The organism is Psychrobacter sp. SZ93C1 (assembly GCF_015864635.1).
Classification (GTDB): domain Bacteria; phylum Pseudomonadota; class Gammaproteobacteria; order Pseudomonadales; family Moraxellaceae; genus Psychrobacter; species Psychrobacter fozii.
The window spans coordinates 176823-194182 of the sequence record NZ_JADYWY010000004.1 but is presented as its reverse complement, the minus strand read 5'-3'; the positions used below and the strand labels follow the sequence as shown (position 1 = coordinate 194182).

11 protein-coding genes are annotated in these 17360 nt (G+C 42.9%); 4 read left to right on the top strand and 7 right to left on the bottom strand.

Annotation, left to right across the window (positions count from 1 at the left end):
* The first annotated feature begins 80 nt into the window (after positions 1-80).
* Together lptD and I6E83_RS07115 are read left to right on the top strand one after the other, a co-directional pair.
* Positions 81-3242, top strand: a complete 3162-nt coding sequence (gene lptD / locus I6E83_RS07120) for an LPS-assembly protein LptD (protein WP_227680858.1) — start codon at positions 81-83, stop codon at positions 3240-3242.
* Positions 3243-3487: 245 nt separating this feature from the next.
* On the top strand, positions 3488-4888 hold the full coding sequence (locus I6E83_RS07115; RefSeq protein WP_197100765.1) for a peptidylprolyl isomerase: 1401 nt from the start codon (positions 3488-3490) through the stop codon (positions 4886-4888).
* Positions 4889-5494: 606 nt separating this feature from the next.
* On the opposite strand, the gene I6E83_RS07110 is transcribed toward I6E83_RS07115, so the two are convergent.
* The gene (locus tag I6E83_RS07110; RefSeq protein WP_110922374.1) at positions 5495-6610 is read right to left on the bottom strand and encodes an endonuclease/exonuclease/phosphatase family protein; all 1116 of its coding nucleotides are present in this window, start codon (positions 6608-6610) and stop codon (positions 5495-5497) included.
* A gap of 430 nt (positions 6611-7040) precedes the next feature.
* Between I6E83_RS07110 and asd the strand changes: the two genes are divergently transcribed.
* Complete coding sequence (gene asd / locus I6E83_RS07105; protein WP_197100764.1) at positions 7041-8174, top strand: aspartate-semialdehyde dehydrogenase; 1134 nt, start codon at positions 7041-7043, stop codon at positions 8172-8174.
* A gap of 139 nt (positions 8175-8313) precedes the next feature.
* Here asd and I6E83_RS07100 read toward each other — a convergent pair whose 3' ends face one another.
* Positions 8314-8964 (bottom strand): SOUL family heme-binding protein, encoded by a 651-nt coding sequence (locus I6E83_RS07100; protein WP_197100763.1) that lies wholly within the window; start codon positions 8962-8964, stop codon positions 8314-8316.
* Positions 8965-9341: 377 nt separating this feature from the next.
* On the opposite strand from I6E83_RS07100, the gene tgt reads away from it, so the two are divergent.
* Positions 9342-10493, top strand: coding sequence for a tRNA guanosine(34) transglycosylase Tgt (gene tgt, locus I6E83_RS07095; RefSeq protein ID WP_197100762.1), 1152 nt, complete (start codon positions 9342-9344; stop codon positions 10491-10493).
* Positions 10494-10605: 112 nt separating this feature from the next.
* On the opposite strand, the gene I6E83_RS07090 is transcribed toward tgt, so the two are convergent.
* From I6E83_RS07090 to bamA, 5 genes are all read right to left on the bottom strand, one after another.
* Positions 10606-11955 carry a sodium-dependent transporter gene (locus tag I6E83_RS07090; RefSeq protein ID WP_197100761.1) on the bottom strand — a complete coding sequence of 450 codons (1350 nt, stop codon included), beginning with the start codon at positions 11953-11955 and terminating at the stop codon, positions 10606-10608.
* 307 nt (positions 11956-12262) lie between these two features.
* On the bottom strand, positions 12263-13042 hold the full coding sequence (lpxA, locus tag I6E83_RS07085; RefSeq protein ID WP_197100760.1) for an acyl-ACP--UDP-N-acetylglucosamine O-acyltransferase: 780 nt from the start codon (positions 13040-13042) through the stop codon (positions 12263-12265).
* Between the two features lie 194 nt (positions 13043-13236).
* Positions 13237-13746, bottom strand: a complete 510-nt coding sequence (fabZ, locus tag I6E83_RS07080) for a 3-hydroxyacyl-ACP dehydratase FabZ (protein WP_110922367.1) — start codon at positions 13744-13746, stop codon at positions 13237-13239.
* A gap of 52 nt (positions 13747-13798) precedes the next feature.
* Complete coding sequence (lpxD, locus tag I6E83_RS07075; RefSeq protein WP_197100758.1) at positions 13799-14815, bottom strand: UDP-3-O-(3-hydroxymyristoyl)glucosamine N-acyltransferase; 1017 nt, start codon at positions 14813-14815, stop codon at positions 13799-13801.
* Positions 14816-14901: 86 nt separating this feature from the next.
* Positions 14902-17295 carry an outer membrane protein assembly factor BamA gene (bamA, locus tag I6E83_RS07070; RefSeq protein ID WP_110922365.1) on the bottom strand — a complete coding sequence of 798 codons (2394 nt, stop codon included), beginning with the start codon at positions 17293-17295 and terminating at the stop codon, positions 14902-14904.
* Positions 17296-17360: the final 65 nt, after the last annotated feature.

Genomic DNA, 17360 nt, shown 5'->3' with positions numbered 1-17360 from the left:
AACTGCTATACCTTGTTCAATAATGCGGCTACTAAGCTCAGTATCGCAATCCAATAGGCTCTGCAATCATAGGTGTGCCCTTGTTATATTCTCCGCTTTACCAAAGCATTCGCGTGATCTTATTTGGCGCCTTAGGCTTATCTAGCCTAGCCGTTAATGCTGCAATCAGCGATGCTGACACACAAAAAACTGCGCCGATCCTCACCGATAGTAGTACACGTTACATATCTAAAGCAGCGCCTAATGCTAATAGCAACATCAATCAAACGCCTGATTATAGTGATATTAACTATCAAGCGAGTCAGAGTCCAAAGACTACTGCTGCAACCAAACAATCGCAACAGGCAGCCGTCGCTGCTAAAGCTACTATTGATGACTCAACTTTAACTGACGGCATTAATAGTATTGATACGGCTGCAAGTGTTAGCACTTTAGATAGCAGCTCTTTTAACGATAGCGGCCTCAGTGATAGCTCTGTCAATAATGACAGCTTGTTCAATACTGAGAGTGCCATTAGTAAAGACACCCTAGATGACAGCTCTCTAGAAGTCACTGCCATTAAAGACAGCGATAATCAAGACAGCGATAATCAAGACAGTAACAATTCAGCTTTTGTACCAGCACTCGATACTCAGAAAAGCATTGCCGCTACACAAAGTAATGATACCAGCACGCCTAAAGCTGCAAAAAACACCAACAAGCTTGATTTAAATGATGAAAGCATTCAAGACAGCTTAATGCGCTTGGCAGAGTTCTATGAGCTAACACCCGATACTGAGCTTCCAACCGCTGATAGTATGGTCGACACAACCAGTCCTCAGGTCATTCCTAAAGTTGGTAAGAATTTACAGATACCGATACGTACTGTAGATAGCTCACAACGCTGTGAAGGTCAATGGGTATATCCACATAGCAACCCTAATTATCAGCGTGCTGTCAATGAGGCTGGAGCAACTAATAGTCTAGAAAATAACCGAGCACCTCTGTTTACAGAATCGGACTATGGTTATTACGACAGCGTTGACTATGCTGAGCTCTCGGGTAATGTCATTATTAATCAAGGCACCCAACAAATAGCAGCAGAAAAAGTCTCGCTAGATTTGAGCAAAGGTGTGGCAGCAGCCCAAGGCAACGTCATGTTTACTGACCAAGCGACAGGGCAAAAAGTACCACGGAATAATGTACCCAATCAGGCTATGAATAATACTCAAGCCAGTTTAAGTGAAAGAGCGTCACAAGGTGGCCTGATTGGCGTCGCTGACAGCTTGAACTACAACACGGAAACGGGACAATCAACCGCTGAGAATGTGGCTTTTGCTAGTGTCGATCTACAAGCACATGGCTATGCCAAGCGCTTAAACAGACCCAATGACAGTCACTATGAATTAGATGATGTCATGTTTAGTACCTGCCCACCCATGAATCGAAAATGGCAGTTTGATGCCAAAACTATTGATTTAGATACAGAAACAGGCCGCGGTGAAGCTTACGATACAACGTTCCGTATCGCTGACATACCAGTATTCTATCTACCCTATTTTAACTTCCCAATAGACAGTCGCCGCAGTAGTGGCTTCTTATTACCGAATGTCGGTATTAGTAGTGAAACTGGTCTTGAAGTTGATGTACCTTATTATTTAAATTTGGCACCCAATTACGATGCTACGCTTAATACCCATATTTATACTGATCGCAACCCCATGTTATCAGGTGAGTTTCGTTATTTGACCGAAAACTATGGGAAAGGTACGGTAACTGGTTCATACCTCCCTAATGATAACGAGTACGATGACGAAAATCGTAGCAGTCTATTTTATGATCATACTTGGGAATCCAAGAGTATTCCGCGTTTAAGCGGGGATCTCAAATACAGCTATGTCTCGGATTCGGACTACCTGGATGACTTTGATACCCTTGGTTTATCCGATAGTACGGTAAATTTACCGAGACGTGCCCGTCTCAACTATTATAACGACTATGTCACTGGTGAGCTAAAACTCGAGACCTTTCAAACACTGGATGCTTTTGATAGCGATGGTGACGCACTAGAGGATAAAGACAAACCTTACTCTCGCCTGCCACAACTAATGCTGAACTACCGTATACCGACAAACAATAACTTTGAAATTACGGGTGTTAGTGATTCAGCGTACTTTAAAAAATCTATCGATGATGGTTCTGAGACTGAAAAAAGCGGTACACGTCTTTATAATAAAATTAGCGCCGCTTACCCGATCGAATCTTCGTGGGGCTACATTAAACCAAAGCTGAGCCTACAACATCTCTATACGGCATACGACGAAGACAGCTTAGAAGATAGCTCGCTAAGTGCAGAAGATGGCAGTCTATCAGCGTTTGTACCGCAAGCCAGCATTGATGCCGGACTACATCTATACCGTGCCGGTTCACCATTTGGTGCGTTTGACGATACTATGGGTGGTTATCAGTTACTCAATCCGCGATTGAAGTACACTTATGCACCATACGAAGACCAGAATGACATTCCTAACTTTAATACCCGTATTGCCTCAACCAACTATGAGCAGCTATTTTCGGACAGTTGGTTTTTAGGTCATGACCGCTTGCAAGACTTGCATGCCGTTACGCCAGGGATTAATTATCGTTACATCGATGCAACGGGTGTGACACGTTTCGATGGTAGTATTGCAGAGCAGTTTTATATCGATGATGGTCGCGTCACGCTCACCGATGATGAGCCTGTTTTTACTACGTCATCATCAGGCATGGTTTGGGATGCGAGTATCCAACCATATAATAACGTTTGGGTCGATGTGAACGGTGCATTGGACAATAGCTATGACTTAAACTTTATCACAACTGAGCTACGTTACCAGCCAACAGACAACAGCTTATTTAATGTCGGCTTTGTAAAGCGTCAAAGTGATACGAACACCAATCAGCTACCATTATCTGCCGTTACTGCATCGGCTATATTCCCTATCAATAGTAAATGGCGAATATTGACACAAGGCCAATATGATTATCGCAACAGCAAGATGCTTGATGCACTTGTTGGTGTCGATTACGAAGACTGCTGCTTTGGTTTTGCCGTTTATGGCCGTCGTTATTATAATGACTTGGATGTTACCAATGAGCCGACACAAGCAATCATGGCAGAGCTTAGACTAAGTGGTCTTGGCAGTGGTAATGGCAGTTTGACGCGTTTACTGTCTGAGAAGGTACGTGGCTTTGATACTGTACAAACTGCGTGGAAAAACTAGGATTTCTTACAAGGTCTGTTATAAAACCAAAACTTTATGACAGACCGATAAGTTGCTTAGCTGAACAAATTAAGAATGAGCGGCTAAATAAAGTCAGCCTATCCCATTACTCGCGTAGCTATCTATTTACGTGATACTATTTATCACATTATTATGGACAAGATTATTCAGTATATGATTATTAAAATATAATGGATATGGTTGACCAACTACCATCCGATGCGATGACATTGATGAGGAGCATCATGAGATTTTTTTCTGTACGTCAAACCAGCCGTGCTGTACTGTTTTCTATGGGTATGAGTGCAGGCCTTGTGCTTAGTCTCAATGCCCAAGCTGCCACCGTAAAGCCTGCAGCGGCTAAAGCGACAACCAATGCTGAACAAAGCAACGTGAATCGCCTGACTCCAGCCAATAGCACAGACGGCATCATTGCATTAGTCAATGAGAATGCTATCTTAAAAAGTGAATTGGTTGCGGCTATTACGCAAGCTCAAGCACGTGCTAAAGCTGCTGGCGAGCCAATTGCCAACTCAGCTCAGCTACAGTCTGAAGTGTTAAATGCACTTATCTTACGCGAGTTACAGCTGTCTATGATCAAGCGCTCAGGCCTAAAACCTGACGATGCCGCTATCAATCAGCGTCTGGGTCAAATCGCACAAGCAGAAGGACTCAATAGCATCTCAGCATTGCAGCAACGTCTAGATGCAGCAAGACCTGGTAGCTACGCTGCTCTGCGCGCTCAGTTGATCGAAGACGCCTCTATTCAAGCATTGCAGCAACGTCAAATCAGTGATCGTGTACGCATCAGCGAGCAGGATATCGATGCATTTTTGGCCTCTCCTGAAGCCAAGCGATTGAACCAAAGTGAATATCAAACCATTCATGTACGCGTGCCTTACATCGATGACTATAGCCGTTTATCAGAGGCGCAGCGTGCAGAAGCATTAAAGGTAGCGGAAGCATTACGCACTCGCCTGCTCGTATCAGATGTCAATGTCACGGAAGCTGTGGCTGCTAGCCAAGGTAGCTATCCTATCCCACTACAAGGTGGCGATATGGGCTTTCACAAGGCGGCCTCATTGCCTACAGAACTATCAAGCCAAATTACCAAGCTTGACGTCGGTGCGGTTAGTGAGCCATTAATTACTCCTGAAGGCATCGATATCATTAAGCTTGCTAATAAGAAAGCCAGTGATACCATGCTGATACCACAATGGCAAACTCGTCACATCTTGGTGAAAGTTGATGAGCTCCAGACGGATGCGCTTGCTGAACAAAAGATCAATGACTTATATGAACAGCTACGTAGTGGCGCTGACTTTGCTGGTTTAGCATCGACCTATTCAGATGATCCAGGTTCAGCTGGTCGCGGTGGTGATCTTGATTGGGTTAGTGAAGAGGATATGGTCGGTCCGTTTGAAGCTGTCATGAAAAATACAGCGGTCGGTGATTATTCTGCTCCTTTCAAGACCCAGTTCGGTTGGCATATCTTGAAAGTTGATGGTAAACGTGATCAGGACGTTAGTGAACAATATCGTCGCAATATGGCACGTCAAGCACTGTACCAACGCCTAGCACCACAGGCTCAAGAAGACTGGCTACAAGAGTTACGTTCTAGCGCTTATATCCAAGTACTTGGATAAGAAGCTACCGAATAGATTAACAACATAAATAGTCTTTTCGAAAAAGGGTACATGCCAATGCATGTACCCTTTTTTTATTGATAAGCCCCCATTTTTAAAAGCTATAGTCAAAGAACTCTAGAATGGGTATAAGGCAGCCGACTGCAGATTGTACAAGTAGTACATCTAAGGAGGGTAACGCCGTAGCGGTTTAGTAGTTCACCGACTATATCGTTTGAGAATATTTTCTGATTCCTGATATTCTAATTTTTTATAAAACCCAAAAATTACTCTTCAACGAATGAATTTTACACACAAAGAAAAGCCCCGAACCTAGGGCGATTGGTTCGAGGCTTTAACGCTTCATGTTGTTATTATTTCCGTGTTGACTTATCCTAAGTCATGAACAGTAAACTATAAGACAGTGGGCTGACCTGAGCTTTTATTGATACTGTCTCAACACTGCATCCTTGCATGTCCTTGTGTTGATGGTCGTATTGTAGGGCAATCAGTTTGATACAACTAGAGGCTAAAGACCTTATTTGACGTAAGCATATGCTTACGCTTTAAGAGAAAGCCAGACAGTACAATAACTTATAACGTTAGTGCCTATTAGTCCAAAATCATTTACTCTTCTGCATGTTCTTTTGATACCTTTTTACCTTCTTTTTTACCTTCTTCTATTTTATGATCCGTCTCTTTAATATCTTCTGCGTCCTTAGTAGGCGCGTTTTGCGCTTGTTGACTGGTCTTTTCTGGCTCATATTGTAGCGTCGTCATAACGGGAAAGTGGTCAGAGCCAATAGAGGGCATACGCTTTATATCTACAACGGTAAAGCAGGCACTATGGAAAATATGATCTAATGCCCAACGCAGAAATGGATAATTGACGTGGAAAGTATTGATAAAATGTCGGCCGATACGCGGGTCTAGCAACCCAGATATACGCTGAAAACGTCGAGTCGTCTTTGACCATGCCACATCATTGAGGTCACCTGCCAATATCGCCGTTTGGTCGTTTTCTTTTATGTGCTTTCCGACCATGAGCAGCTCGGCATCTCGAGTGGTAGATTTGTCTGCTTCGGTTGGACTGGGCGGCATAGGATGCAAGCAATACAACCAAATGACGCGACCACTTTGCAGGCGCAGCTGCGCATGAATAGAAGGAATATCATCAATCATCAAGTATTTGACTTCAGGATCAATCAGCTCAAGCTTAGAATAGAGATGCATACCATACAGATTATCCAGTGGCACTTTTACGGTATAAGGATAATCAGATTCAATCTGCTGTAATGCCTTTTCCCATTTTTTATCACTTTCTAAAGTAATCAAAATATCAGGTTCTTTTTGATTAACCAAATCAACCAGTTTTTGTGTATTATCGTTAGGCGTCAAAACATTTGAAACCATTATTTTTAGATGATTACCCTGTTCCTCTGGTTTGTCTTTTGCTTTCTCGACTTCTTTTTTCCACAGCCTAGTATAAGGCAGTATCATTCTCAGCTGAAATGCTAAAGTGATACTTAAGACCAAGAACAGCAGCCACTGACTTAACGCCCACTCTGACCAAAAAAGCAGCATGCCAATCCAAGCAATAGCACCTAACACCATGATCTGAATACGTGGAAACTCAACGCCGCGTACCCACCAATTATCAAGTGGTATCCAACCCCAAATCGTTACGAAGGCGATGAATCCTGCTAGTCCCTGTAGGCTGTAATATAATAGTGAGAGATCCATAGTGTGTATTAACCGTCTATTAGGAGGATGACTGAAAAAATAGCCTTGTTCATGACTTATTCGATGACGAAATATGGCATTGCTTGGTCTGAATTGAGGTTCGCTTCTAACCTTAGCATTTCACAATATTATAGACTACTAATGAGCAATCATGATGCGACAACTATCATAAAACATTACAATATTTACAAGCTCATAATAACCATCATGGTATCTGTTTTTTCTATAGTCATGATTGCTAGATATTATTAATGTACGATGAGTTGTCTAAGGCATAGTGAGTGTCACTATTACGCTAATAACTTAAAGTTATAACGAACATAGTTAATAGTATATAGAAAACCGCTAAAACGCCTTGCTTTTTAGTGCTATTCACGGCATTGTTATCGGTTGGTGATGCAACAAATAATTGTAAATAGGATTGAATTTCATGAGTAATTTAACAGTAGGCTTGGTAGGCTGGCGCGGTATGGTTGGGTCAGTATTGATACAACGTATGCAAGAAGAAAATGACTTCAATGGCATCACACCTGTGTTCTTTTCAACCAGCAATGCAGGCGGAGATGCGCCAAGCTTTGAGGGTATTGAAACTAGCCAATTAAAAGATGCTCATGATATTGACGCACTTGCTGCTTGTGATGTTGTTATTACTTGCCAAGGTGGTGATTACACGTCAAAGGTACATCAACCATTACGTGATGGCGGTTGGAATGGTTATTGGGTTGATGCAGCGAGCACGTTGCGAATGAAAGATGACAGCATCATCATTCTTGATCCGGTCAATCGCGCTGTCATCGATAGTGCCTTAGCCAATGGTAAAAAAGACTTTATCGGTGGTAACTGTACCGTGTCATTGATGCTAATGGCTATCGGTGAGTTGTTTAATAAAGGCTGGGTTGAATGGGTCAGCGCCATGACTTACCAAGCCGCTAGTGGTTCTGGCGCAAACAACATGCGCGAGCTCATCAGTGGTATGGGCGTATTGCATGATGCCGTCCAAGACGAATTAGCTAATCCTGCTAGCGCGATTCTTGAAATTGATAAAAAAATCGCGCAAACTCAGCGCTCAGATGACTTCCCTACTCAGTACTTCGGTGTGCCACTAGCAGGTAGCTTAATCCCCTATATTGATGTTCAACTAGAGAACAAACAATCAAAAGAAGAATGGAAAGGTGGTGTTGAAACCAACAAAATCCTTGGTAATTCTGAAGCTGATAAAATTGCCATCGATGGTATGTGTGTTCGCGTCGGCGCCATGCGCTGCCATGCACAAGGCTTAACCATCAAGCTCAAAAAAGACATTCCGTTAGAAGAAATCGAAGCGGCACTTAAAAACAGCGGCAACGAGTGGTTGGATTTGGTTGAAGACGACAAAGAAGCCACCATGAATCGTTTAACGCCAGTAGCTGTCACTGGTACTTTGACTGTTGCGTTAGGTCGCCTGCGTAAGCTCAATATGGGTCCTGAGTATCTAGGTGCATTTACTGTCGGTGATCAACTGCTATGGGGCGCAGCTGAACCATTACGCCGTATGCTTAATATCATCCGCGAACAAAAAAACTAGATAAGCTACCCAAAACCTTAAATACAAAAAAGACAGCGATTGCTGTCTTTTTTTATGGGCCTAATTTTTATAAATCTATGAATCATTAGAGCAGATAAATAACATACTCATTAAAAATAATATCTTTGAGCTGCGGCTATTATTTTGACTCGTAGGCGATCATCACCTCATTGCGGCGCAAAAATGGGAGCGTCCAAGGTGGGTTATAACGTGCCAATTCAGGCTCGCCTGTAGGCGTTAGATTCTGGTCTTGCATCCATGTTTGCAACGCTTCGGTTTTTTCCGCTACTTTGTCTTCTCCTGCAAGCCAAGAGAACTTAATCACACCATAAGTCTGTGCTGGCACTTCAATAATCTTAACATTAGGATTATTAGGCTTTGGTAACGTTTGCATCGTATATTGACTAGGCATAGTGAACTGCACGCGCCACTTTCCATCCTCTTGCTGCATGCTCACTGGTGCCGTCATCGCGATTTTCTGTGATGCATCACTAGCTTCGGACTGCATGGTCACAGGCGCTGTCATGCTAATTTTACTACTGCCGCCCGTTGGTGCTGTATTATTACCAAAAATGTAATCAGCTAAAATCTTAAATCCTTCGCGACTGGCAGAATCTTGATCACCACTCACCCACGTTTGCGCCACGAGCTGCTCGTCATAACGACGCAGCTCAAAGTCGCCTGTCTGCGTCAATAACGTGTACTCTGGCTCTTCTGTCTCAGCGGCCATCGCCCCTTTTGATATCAATAGTAATCCGCCCATTAATAATAAATAACCTGTCTTCTTCATATTATCTTCCTAGTTTCTTAAAATAAACCTGTTTCTTAAAATAAGTCTGATGACTCTGACTACCTCACCTGTATGATTGTTACTTTATCAATGACGCCACTTGCTGTCTGTGTCTTTTGGGGTGCTATCTGTATTTTTTGGTTATGACAAAGCGGTATTGACCAAAGTGTGTATCGAGCGTATATCGATGACATCCAATATCTATAGCTAAAGAACGCTAAAATGGGTACAAGGCAGCCGACTGAAGATGGTACAAGTAGTACATTTAGGGAGGGCAACGCCGTAGCAGTTCAGTGATTCTCTGACTATATGTCCAAAAAAACCGCTAACAATGCTATAATTATCGCCATTTTCATAGCGTAAATAGCGATAATCATATGCAATTTGTCTTACATAAAACAGCCAGCGGTGACACACGTGCACGCCGTGGTACAGTTCATCTCAATCATGGCGACGTGCAAACGCCTGCTTTTATGCCTGTTGGTACTTATGGTACGGTCAAGGGTATGCTGCCACGTGATATCGAGGCCATCGGTGCGGATATTATTTTGGGCAACACCTTTCATCTATGGTTACGTCCAGGTACCGAGGTGATTGATAAGTTTGGTGGCTTGCATAAGTTCATGCATTGGGACAAGCCTATCCTGACTGATTCAGGTGGTTTCCAAGTATTCAGTCTGGGTGCCATGCGTAAAATCACCGAGGAAGGTGTCGACTTCAAATCTCCTATCGACGGTGCCAAGGTGTTTCTCTCTCCAGAAAAATCGATGCAGATTCAGTACAGTTTGAATTCAGACATCGTCATGCAGTTCGATGAGTGTACGCCCTATCCTGCCACTCATGACGAAGCCAAAAAATCGTTAGAGTTATCGCTACGTTGGGGACAACGCTGCGTAGATGAGCACAACAGACTGGGCAGTACCAATGCCTTATTTGGTATCGTACAAGGCAGCATGTATCCTGATTTGCGTCAGCAATCACTCGAAGGTCTGCTCAATATTGGCTTTGATGGTTATGCCATCGGTGGTCTGTCTGTTGGTGAGCCAAAAGATGAGATGATGGATGTCTTAGACTACCTTCCTGATGATATGCCAGCAGATAAGCCACGCTATCTAATGGGCGTTGGTAAGCCTGAGGATTTGGTTGAAGGTGTACGTCGCGGTGTCGATATGTTTGATTGTGTGATGCCAACTCGTAACGCGCGTAATGGTCATTACTTTGTCACAGGCGACACAGACAACGCTGGTGTGGTACGTATCCGTAATAGCCAGTATCGCAACGATGAAGGTTCATTAGACCCTGAATGCGATTGCTATACTTGCCAGAACTTCAGCCGAGCTTATCTCTACCATCTTAATAAATGCAAGGAGATGTTGGGTGCACAGTTGGCTACTATTCATAACTTACGCTATTACCAACGTTTGATGCAGGGTATTAGAGATGCTATTGAACAAGACACGTTTGATGAGTTCGTCATTGAGTTCTATACTAAGCGTGGTCAAACAGTACCTGAGCTGAACTTGCGCTAATCATCGCAATTACTTATCGATAAACATGCAAAAGGGCTTAAGAATTATCTTAAGCCCTTTTTTTATCTATTACTTTTAAAGCAGAGCAATCAAATGCCTTGCTTTAAATTTATTAGATTAACGCATTAACAAATACGACCACGACTGCAATTGGAGCAACGAATTTAGCAACGATTTGCCAAACCTGAAATGCACCATTAGACAATCCAAGCTCTTGTTGAATACTACGCTGATCCATTCTCCAAGCAAGGAATATAATCGCTGCAAGGCCCGTTAAAGGTAGAATGAATTTACTGGTCAGTTTATCTAAAGCATCGAAAATATTGTTGTCCAAGATAGTAACGTCAGACCATAGATTAAACGATAGTAATGCCGCAATACCTAGCAACCAAATGATAGTACTCGAAACGATCGTTGCTACGGTACGGCTCATAGAAGTACGCTCTTCTAAAAACTCAACCGTTGGCTCAAGCAATGAGATTGCTGATGTAACAGCAGCGAAGGTAATAAGTAAGAAGAACAATGTACCAATAATCGTACCAGCGCCCATGCTACCGAAAGCAATTGGTAAGCTGACAAAAATCAAACCAGGACCTGAAGCAGGATCTAGACCATTACTAAAGATAATTGGGAAAATAGCTAGACCAGCAGCCAAAGCAATCACAGTATCTAGAATAACAACCGTACGTGCCGTCTTAAGTAAGTTCACTTCACGACCCAAATATGAGCCATAAGCAACCATGATACCCATACCAATTGATAATGTGAAGAAAGCATGGCCCAATGCGGCAATCATAACATCTTCGGTCAGCTTGCTTAGATCAGGAGTAAACAGATAAGCCACTGCCTCACCAAAGCCACCATTCATGACGTTGTAACCAACGATAACGAATAGAATCAAACCTAATAATGGCATTAAAATCTTAGCCGTTCTTTCGATACCGCTCGTCACACCAATACCAACGATAACAGCGGTAAAGAACATGAATACTGTATGCCATATCGTTAATGTACCAGCAGAGGCTAACATAGCATCGAATGTGGCACCAACAGCATCGCTATCTTGTCCAACGAACTGACCTGTCGCTATTTTAGTTACATAGTTGAGTGCCCAACCACCGATAACACTATAGAACGATAGGATTAAGAAGCCACCTAAAATACCTGAAGCACCAATAATCCCCCAACTGCGTGACTTGCCTTCACTTGCGGCAACATCAACAAAGGTATTAACTGGGTTCTTTTGTCCGCGGCGACCAATCAGCCATTCAGCAACCAAAATTGGAAAACCGACTAACGCAATACAAAATAAATAAGCGATAACGAAAGCTGAGCCACCACTTTCACCTACCATGTATGGAAATTTCCATATATTTCCCAAACCAACTGCCGAACCTACTGCTGCCAACACGAAGCCAAAACTTGAGCTCCACTGTGCATGTTCTTGTTTATTGATAGCCATTTTTCCATCCTCGTGCTTCAATTAATGTCACTGATAATCTTCCTTGATTATCATAAACGCCATTTATAGTAGTAGGCTATTTAGTAAGCGCATCAATGCGAAACGCCCAGTAACATTAAGAAAGAATTGATTACAATACCGTAAACGCTCAGTTTCTGCTAAGCGACCAAAAAAGTCAAGTACTCATAAACATAAAAAACCATAACTATTAGTTATGGTTTTTTATGTTTTATTTAAAGTTAACAAGCGTTTGGTCGATTAGAAGATTTATACTATTACTAACTCTTAGCGTATTTTTATCCTACTTTTAACGTACCACGCCGCGACGGCTTTTCTGTAATGAGTCAATGAGTAGTTGAATTTTTGGCTCTTGTGGCAACAGCTCATTATTCAAAACTTCTAGCGCTTTTACGGTCGTCAAACCCGATCTGAAAATTGTACGATAGGCTTCGCGTAAAAAATTAATGGTCTCTTTTGACCAACCTTTACGGCGCATACCTTCGATGTTCAGACCATGTGCTTTTGCCGGATTACCAGATACCATCGTAAATGCGGCCACGTCTTTTAGAATTAAGCTCGCCCCACCGATTAAACTATAGTCGTCCACCGTACAAAATTGATGAATACCTGAGTTACCACCGATAATCGTATGGTCACCAATCGTGACATGGCCTGCCACACCGACATTATTCGCCAACACATTATGATCGCCAATCACACAATCATGAGCCACATGCGTATTGACCATCAGCAGATTGTGGCTACCAATTTTGGTCAGCTCACCATCTTGTGCTGTACCACGGTGTAAGCTACAGGCCTCACGAATGGTATTGTGATCACCAATCTCAAGCCAGGTGCGTTCACCTGCGTACTTCAAATCTTGTGGATCTTCACCAATGCTGGCAAACTGGTAAATCTGATTGTGCTGGCCGATACGAGTCAACTTAGTGACGACTACATGTCGGTGCAAAACAGTATGTGCACCAATGGATACCTCATCACCAACGATACAATATGGACCAATGGTGGCAGTCTCATCAATCTGAGCGGACGGTGAGATGAGTGCTGTTGAATGGATCTGACTCATAATGTGGGCCTTTGTATCATCTGATGCGAGTAAATGGTAAAAATACAGCCAATTTAGCGGTGTTTAAAAAGCTAAAACTGGCTCTGCTATTATATAAAATATTCAGTGGTCATTCTGATTGTCCATTTTGAGATAGCTATTTAGATGCTATGGCTCACTATGGACATTATCGTTCGTTATCAACCAAACCAATGCTATTGCTCTTGACGAGCAATCATTATTTGAGCGCTAGCAGCCAGCTCATCGTCGACATGTACGGTACAGTCAAACTTATAAATGCCACGCTTTTGCATGACTGTTTTGGCACGAATAGTTAACTGATCACCAGGAATAACACGACGCTTAAAGCGAACCTTGTCTACGCCTGCAAACAGATATAGATAACCATCTTCTGCCGTGAGCCCCGCACTAATAAATCCAAGAACGCCTGAAACTTGAGCCATGCACTCTACCATTAATACCCCTGGCATAATCGGCTCATCAGGAAAATGACCATTGAAGAACTCTTCATTAATCGTCACGTTCTTCACGCCAGTAATGCATTCTCCAGGAGTACAATCAATAATCTTGTCTACCAAGAGAAAAGGATAACGGTGTGGCAAATAATGCTTAAGCGTATGATAAGTTAATGGTAACTTAAGACCTTGCTCATCTAAACTTTTAATATTGTCATCATTTAAAATATTTATGTCTTGGCTGCTCATAATGGCGCTTCCTTGCTATGTGTTGAGTCTTTATGATTTGTTTGTAGTGGCGCTAATCATGGCCAAGCTGACGAAAACGTACCGCAGCACGTCGCCAGTTAGCCGTCGGCATTGCAGCCGTTCCAGAGGAATATGAACCAGCAGTTTTGATGGATTTGGTTACCATCGTCATTCCAGACAAAGTCACATCATCTGTTATCTCAATATGACCGGTAATGCCAACAGCACCACCAATGATGCAGCGCTTACCTATTCGAGTACTACCAGCGATAGCCGTTTGGGCAGCAATCGCACTACCGTCTCCGATATGCACGTTATGAGCAACTTGCACTAGATTATCAATAATCACATGATTACCGATAACCGTATCATCAATGGCACCGCGATCGATACAGGTCTGGCTACCAATTCGTACATAGTCACCGATCATTACACGCCCTAATTGAGCGATACGCTCCCAGCCTGTAGTGCTAGGATCAGTGGTTGGTGCAAAACCAAACCCTTCTGAGCCCACGCTTACACCCGCATGCAATCTGACATGATTACCAATGATGCAATTATGTCCAATAACCACGTGTGATTTTATAATACAATCAGTGCCTACCGTAGTATTTGCCTCGACGACCACATGAGCAGCCAGTGAACTACGCTCACCGATGTGCACATGGTCACCGATCACACAAAAAGGACCGACGCTGACATTATCATCAATAGTCGCACTATCAGCAATCACTGCACTAGGATGAATCTCATTAGACCGTAGTTCGCGACCGAATAGCTGACTGGCACTCGCATAAGCCAAATACGGGCTTGCAACCACTAACGCTACCGCTGATGAGGGTACTTGCTCACCATACTCTGCAGTGACCAGTACTACTCCTGCCTGACTACTAGCAAGACTAGAAGCATAGCGAGCACCCGCCAAAAAACTCAACTGCTGATGATTAGCAGTGGTCAGACTACCCACACCATCGAGCTCTTGACGTAATTGTTCAGCGTTAATTTCAGTCTTGTTGGTAATCGGCTGACGCTGCTCAATCCGAGTGATAATTTGCTCTATCGTTATCATAGTGACTATTAATATTGTTATGAATAAGGCAATTGCCAAGCTGAAAAATCATCTTGGCAATCTATTACTGTCTAACGGATATAGCGTTAGAACGTACTACCAATCTGGAACTGAACTTTTTCAGTCTCATCGCCTTCTTTATCACCGATAGGCATCGCATAACTGAGTGAGATAGGTCCAATAGGAGTATACCAAGTGATACCCGCACCCGCACTATAGCGTAAGCTATTATCTTGAGTGATTAAAGACACACCTGTATCCTCAAAGGTTTCATCTTCTTTACCAGTGGTATCAAAAACTTGTCCACCTTCAGCAAACAATACTGGACGTACTTGATCTGCCCAATCGCCTTTAAATGGCATTGGTAAAATTAGCTCAGCACCGAAAGTTGCCAAGGCATTACCACCGACCTCTTCACCCTCACTTTCTATGCCATTCTCAGCATAATAATAATTTTCTGATCTAGGGCCAAGCGTAGAAGACTCATAACCACGGACCGAACCATAACCACCAGCATAGAAGTTTTCATAGAATGGCAAATCATTACCATAGCCAAGTTTGGTATAGCCGCGGGCGATAACATCTTTATATATAGGATAATAAACATTACCGCTATAGGTTAATTTCTGGTAGCTAGAATCACCAACGCCAATCGTTGCATCAATTGCGTGGCTCATACCTTTCGTTGGAAACACAGGGCGATCTAGCGTGCTGTAATCCCAACCAAATAGTAAATTATAAGTCGTATAGTCATTTTTAAAACTGGCATCGCTTAAATCTGTATCATCATAATATGTTGCCGTGCCACCATCTTCTAACAGCTCTTGAACATTGGAAATACCAAGGTATTTACCGCCACGTACGGTCGTATTATCAACGTTCAAACCAGCACTGACTCGCTTGGTTTCGTCAATTGGATAGCTGTAATTAAGCGTAGCACCAAGGGAATCTGTCACATAGTTACTGACGTTATCATCATCATATTTGGTCTTACGATAATAAGCACTCAGACCCTGAGAAACACCATTTTCAGTAAAGTACGGATCGGTATATCCTAAACTATAAGAATCAACGGTTTCTGAGCGTGACAACGCAGCTTTTACACGGTTACCAGTACCCATAAAGTTGTTTTGCGTCAAATCTAACTGGAATGTCACACCGCCACTTTGTGAATAACCTGCAGCGATGGTTGAGCTACCAGAAGGCTGCTCTTCGACCACATAGTTCACATCAACTTGGTCTGGCTGATTAGGTACTGGCTTGACATCGACAGTCACACTTTTAAAGAAACCAGTACGCATCAAACGTGTGCGTGACAGCTGAATCTTGTCATTAGAAGACAGTGTGCCTTCTAGCTGACGCATTTCACGGCGAAGTACTTCATCTTGAGTTTTAATGTTGCCCGTAAAGTTAATGCGACGAACATAAATAGGACGTGCAGGATCGATGAAGTAATCAATCTCAACCATTTTGGTATCATCATTGATACGTGGTACTGGTCTGACCTGTGCTAGATAGTAACCTTCATTACCATAACGACTCTTAAGTGCTGCGGTAGTCGCGTCTAACTTGGCTTGCGAGTATTTTTCGTTAGGGGCAAAAGTAACCAGCTCTTTTAGCTCATCGTTATCAAACGTTGGCTTGCCTAAGAAGTTAACGTCGCCAAACTGATATTGTTCACCTTCATTAAGGCTCACTTCAATAAAGATGCTATTTTTATCTTCACTGATATTAAGCACGGCATTGTCTACGGCAAAGCGCACATAACCATCATTTTGATAGAGCGCTTTTAGGTTTTCTAAACTAGCGGCCAGCTTCTCTTGAGCATAGCGGTCAGATTTAGAGATCAGATTTTTCCAAGACGATTCTTTTACCGCAAAGACGTCTTTGATTTCTTCATCGCTGAAGTGTTTATTACCAATAACATTGATATCGACAACTTTAGCAGGATCCCCTTCGACGAAGCGTACCTCTAACTTGACACGATTGCCGTCAAGTACCGTTTGATCCACTTCAATATTACTGTTGTAGTAACCTTGGCTGATGTATTGCTGCTGTAGCTCGTTAGCGACGCCCTGTAGTGTGGCTTGTTTAAGCACATCACCTGCAGTTAGGCCAGCATTCTTCAGTCCCTGCTCAAGCCCTTCTTTTGGAATAAGCTTATTGCCTTCAAAAGTTACCTCAGCAATGGTTGGACGTTCAACGACATCAAATCGTAACTGACCACCTTCGACGCGGCTTTGAATGTCAGCGAAATTTTCAGTCGCATATAGCGCCTTAATACTCGCTGCTAAGCTACTGTCACTCACCGTGTCTCCTACCGAAATAGGCAGAACCGGATAGAGGCTATCGGGGGTTAGGCGTTGTAGACCATTAAAACCGATGTCAGTGACTACAAACTCTGCAGCATGTACTGGCATACTCATCATCGCTACAACTAACGGCAACCCTGCCGCGCTCATAAATAAAGGCGTACGCATAAACACTATCCGTCAATAAAAAACTTGCTTAAGTTAAGTTAAAAAGCACGTATTGTCTAGCCCAT

What these genes read in the sequence shown, in the direction of transcription:
- lpxA (WP_197100760.1), bottom strand. Translation starts at nt 13,042, where the DNA reads ATGAGTCAGATCCATTCAACAGCACTCATCTCACCGTCCGCTCAGATT.
- I6E83_RS07100 (WP_197100763.1), bottom strand. Translation starts at nt 8,964, where the DNA reads ATGAAGAAGACAGGTTATTTATTATTAATGGGCGGATTACTATTGATA.
- fabZ (WP_110922367.1), bottom strand. Translation starts at nt 13,746, where the DNA reads ATGAGCAGCCAAGACATAAATATTTTAAATGATGACAATATTAAAAGT.
- bamA (WP_110922365.1), bottom strand. Translation starts at nt 17,295, where the DNA reads ATGCGTACGCCTTTATTTATGAGCGCGGCAGGGTTGCCGTTAGTTGTA.
- asd (WP_197100764.1), top strand. Translation starts at nt 7,041, where the DNA reads ATGAGTAATTTAACAGTAGGCTTGGTAGGCTGGCGCGGTATGGTTGGG.
- tgt (WP_197100762.1), top strand. Translation starts at nt 9,342, where the DNA reads ATGCAATTTGTCTTACATAAAACAGCCAGCGGTGACACACGTGCACGC.
- I6E83_RS07090 (WP_197100761.1), bottom strand. Translation starts at nt 11,955, where the DNA reads ATGGCTATCAATAAACAAGAACATGCACAGTGGAGCTCAAGTTTTGGC.
- I6E83_RS07115 (WP_197100765.1), top strand. Translation starts at nt 3,488, where the DNA reads ATGAGATTTTTTTCTGTACGTCAAACCAGCCGTGCTGTACTGTTTTCT.
- lpxD (WP_197100758.1), bottom strand. Translation starts at nt 14,815, where the DNA reads ATGATAACGATAGAGCAAATTATCACTCGGATTGAGCAGCGTCAGCCG.
- I6E83_RS07110 (WP_110922374.1), bottom strand. Translation starts at nt 6,610, where the DNA reads ATGGATCTCTCACTATTATATTACAGCCTACAGGGACTAGCAGGATTC.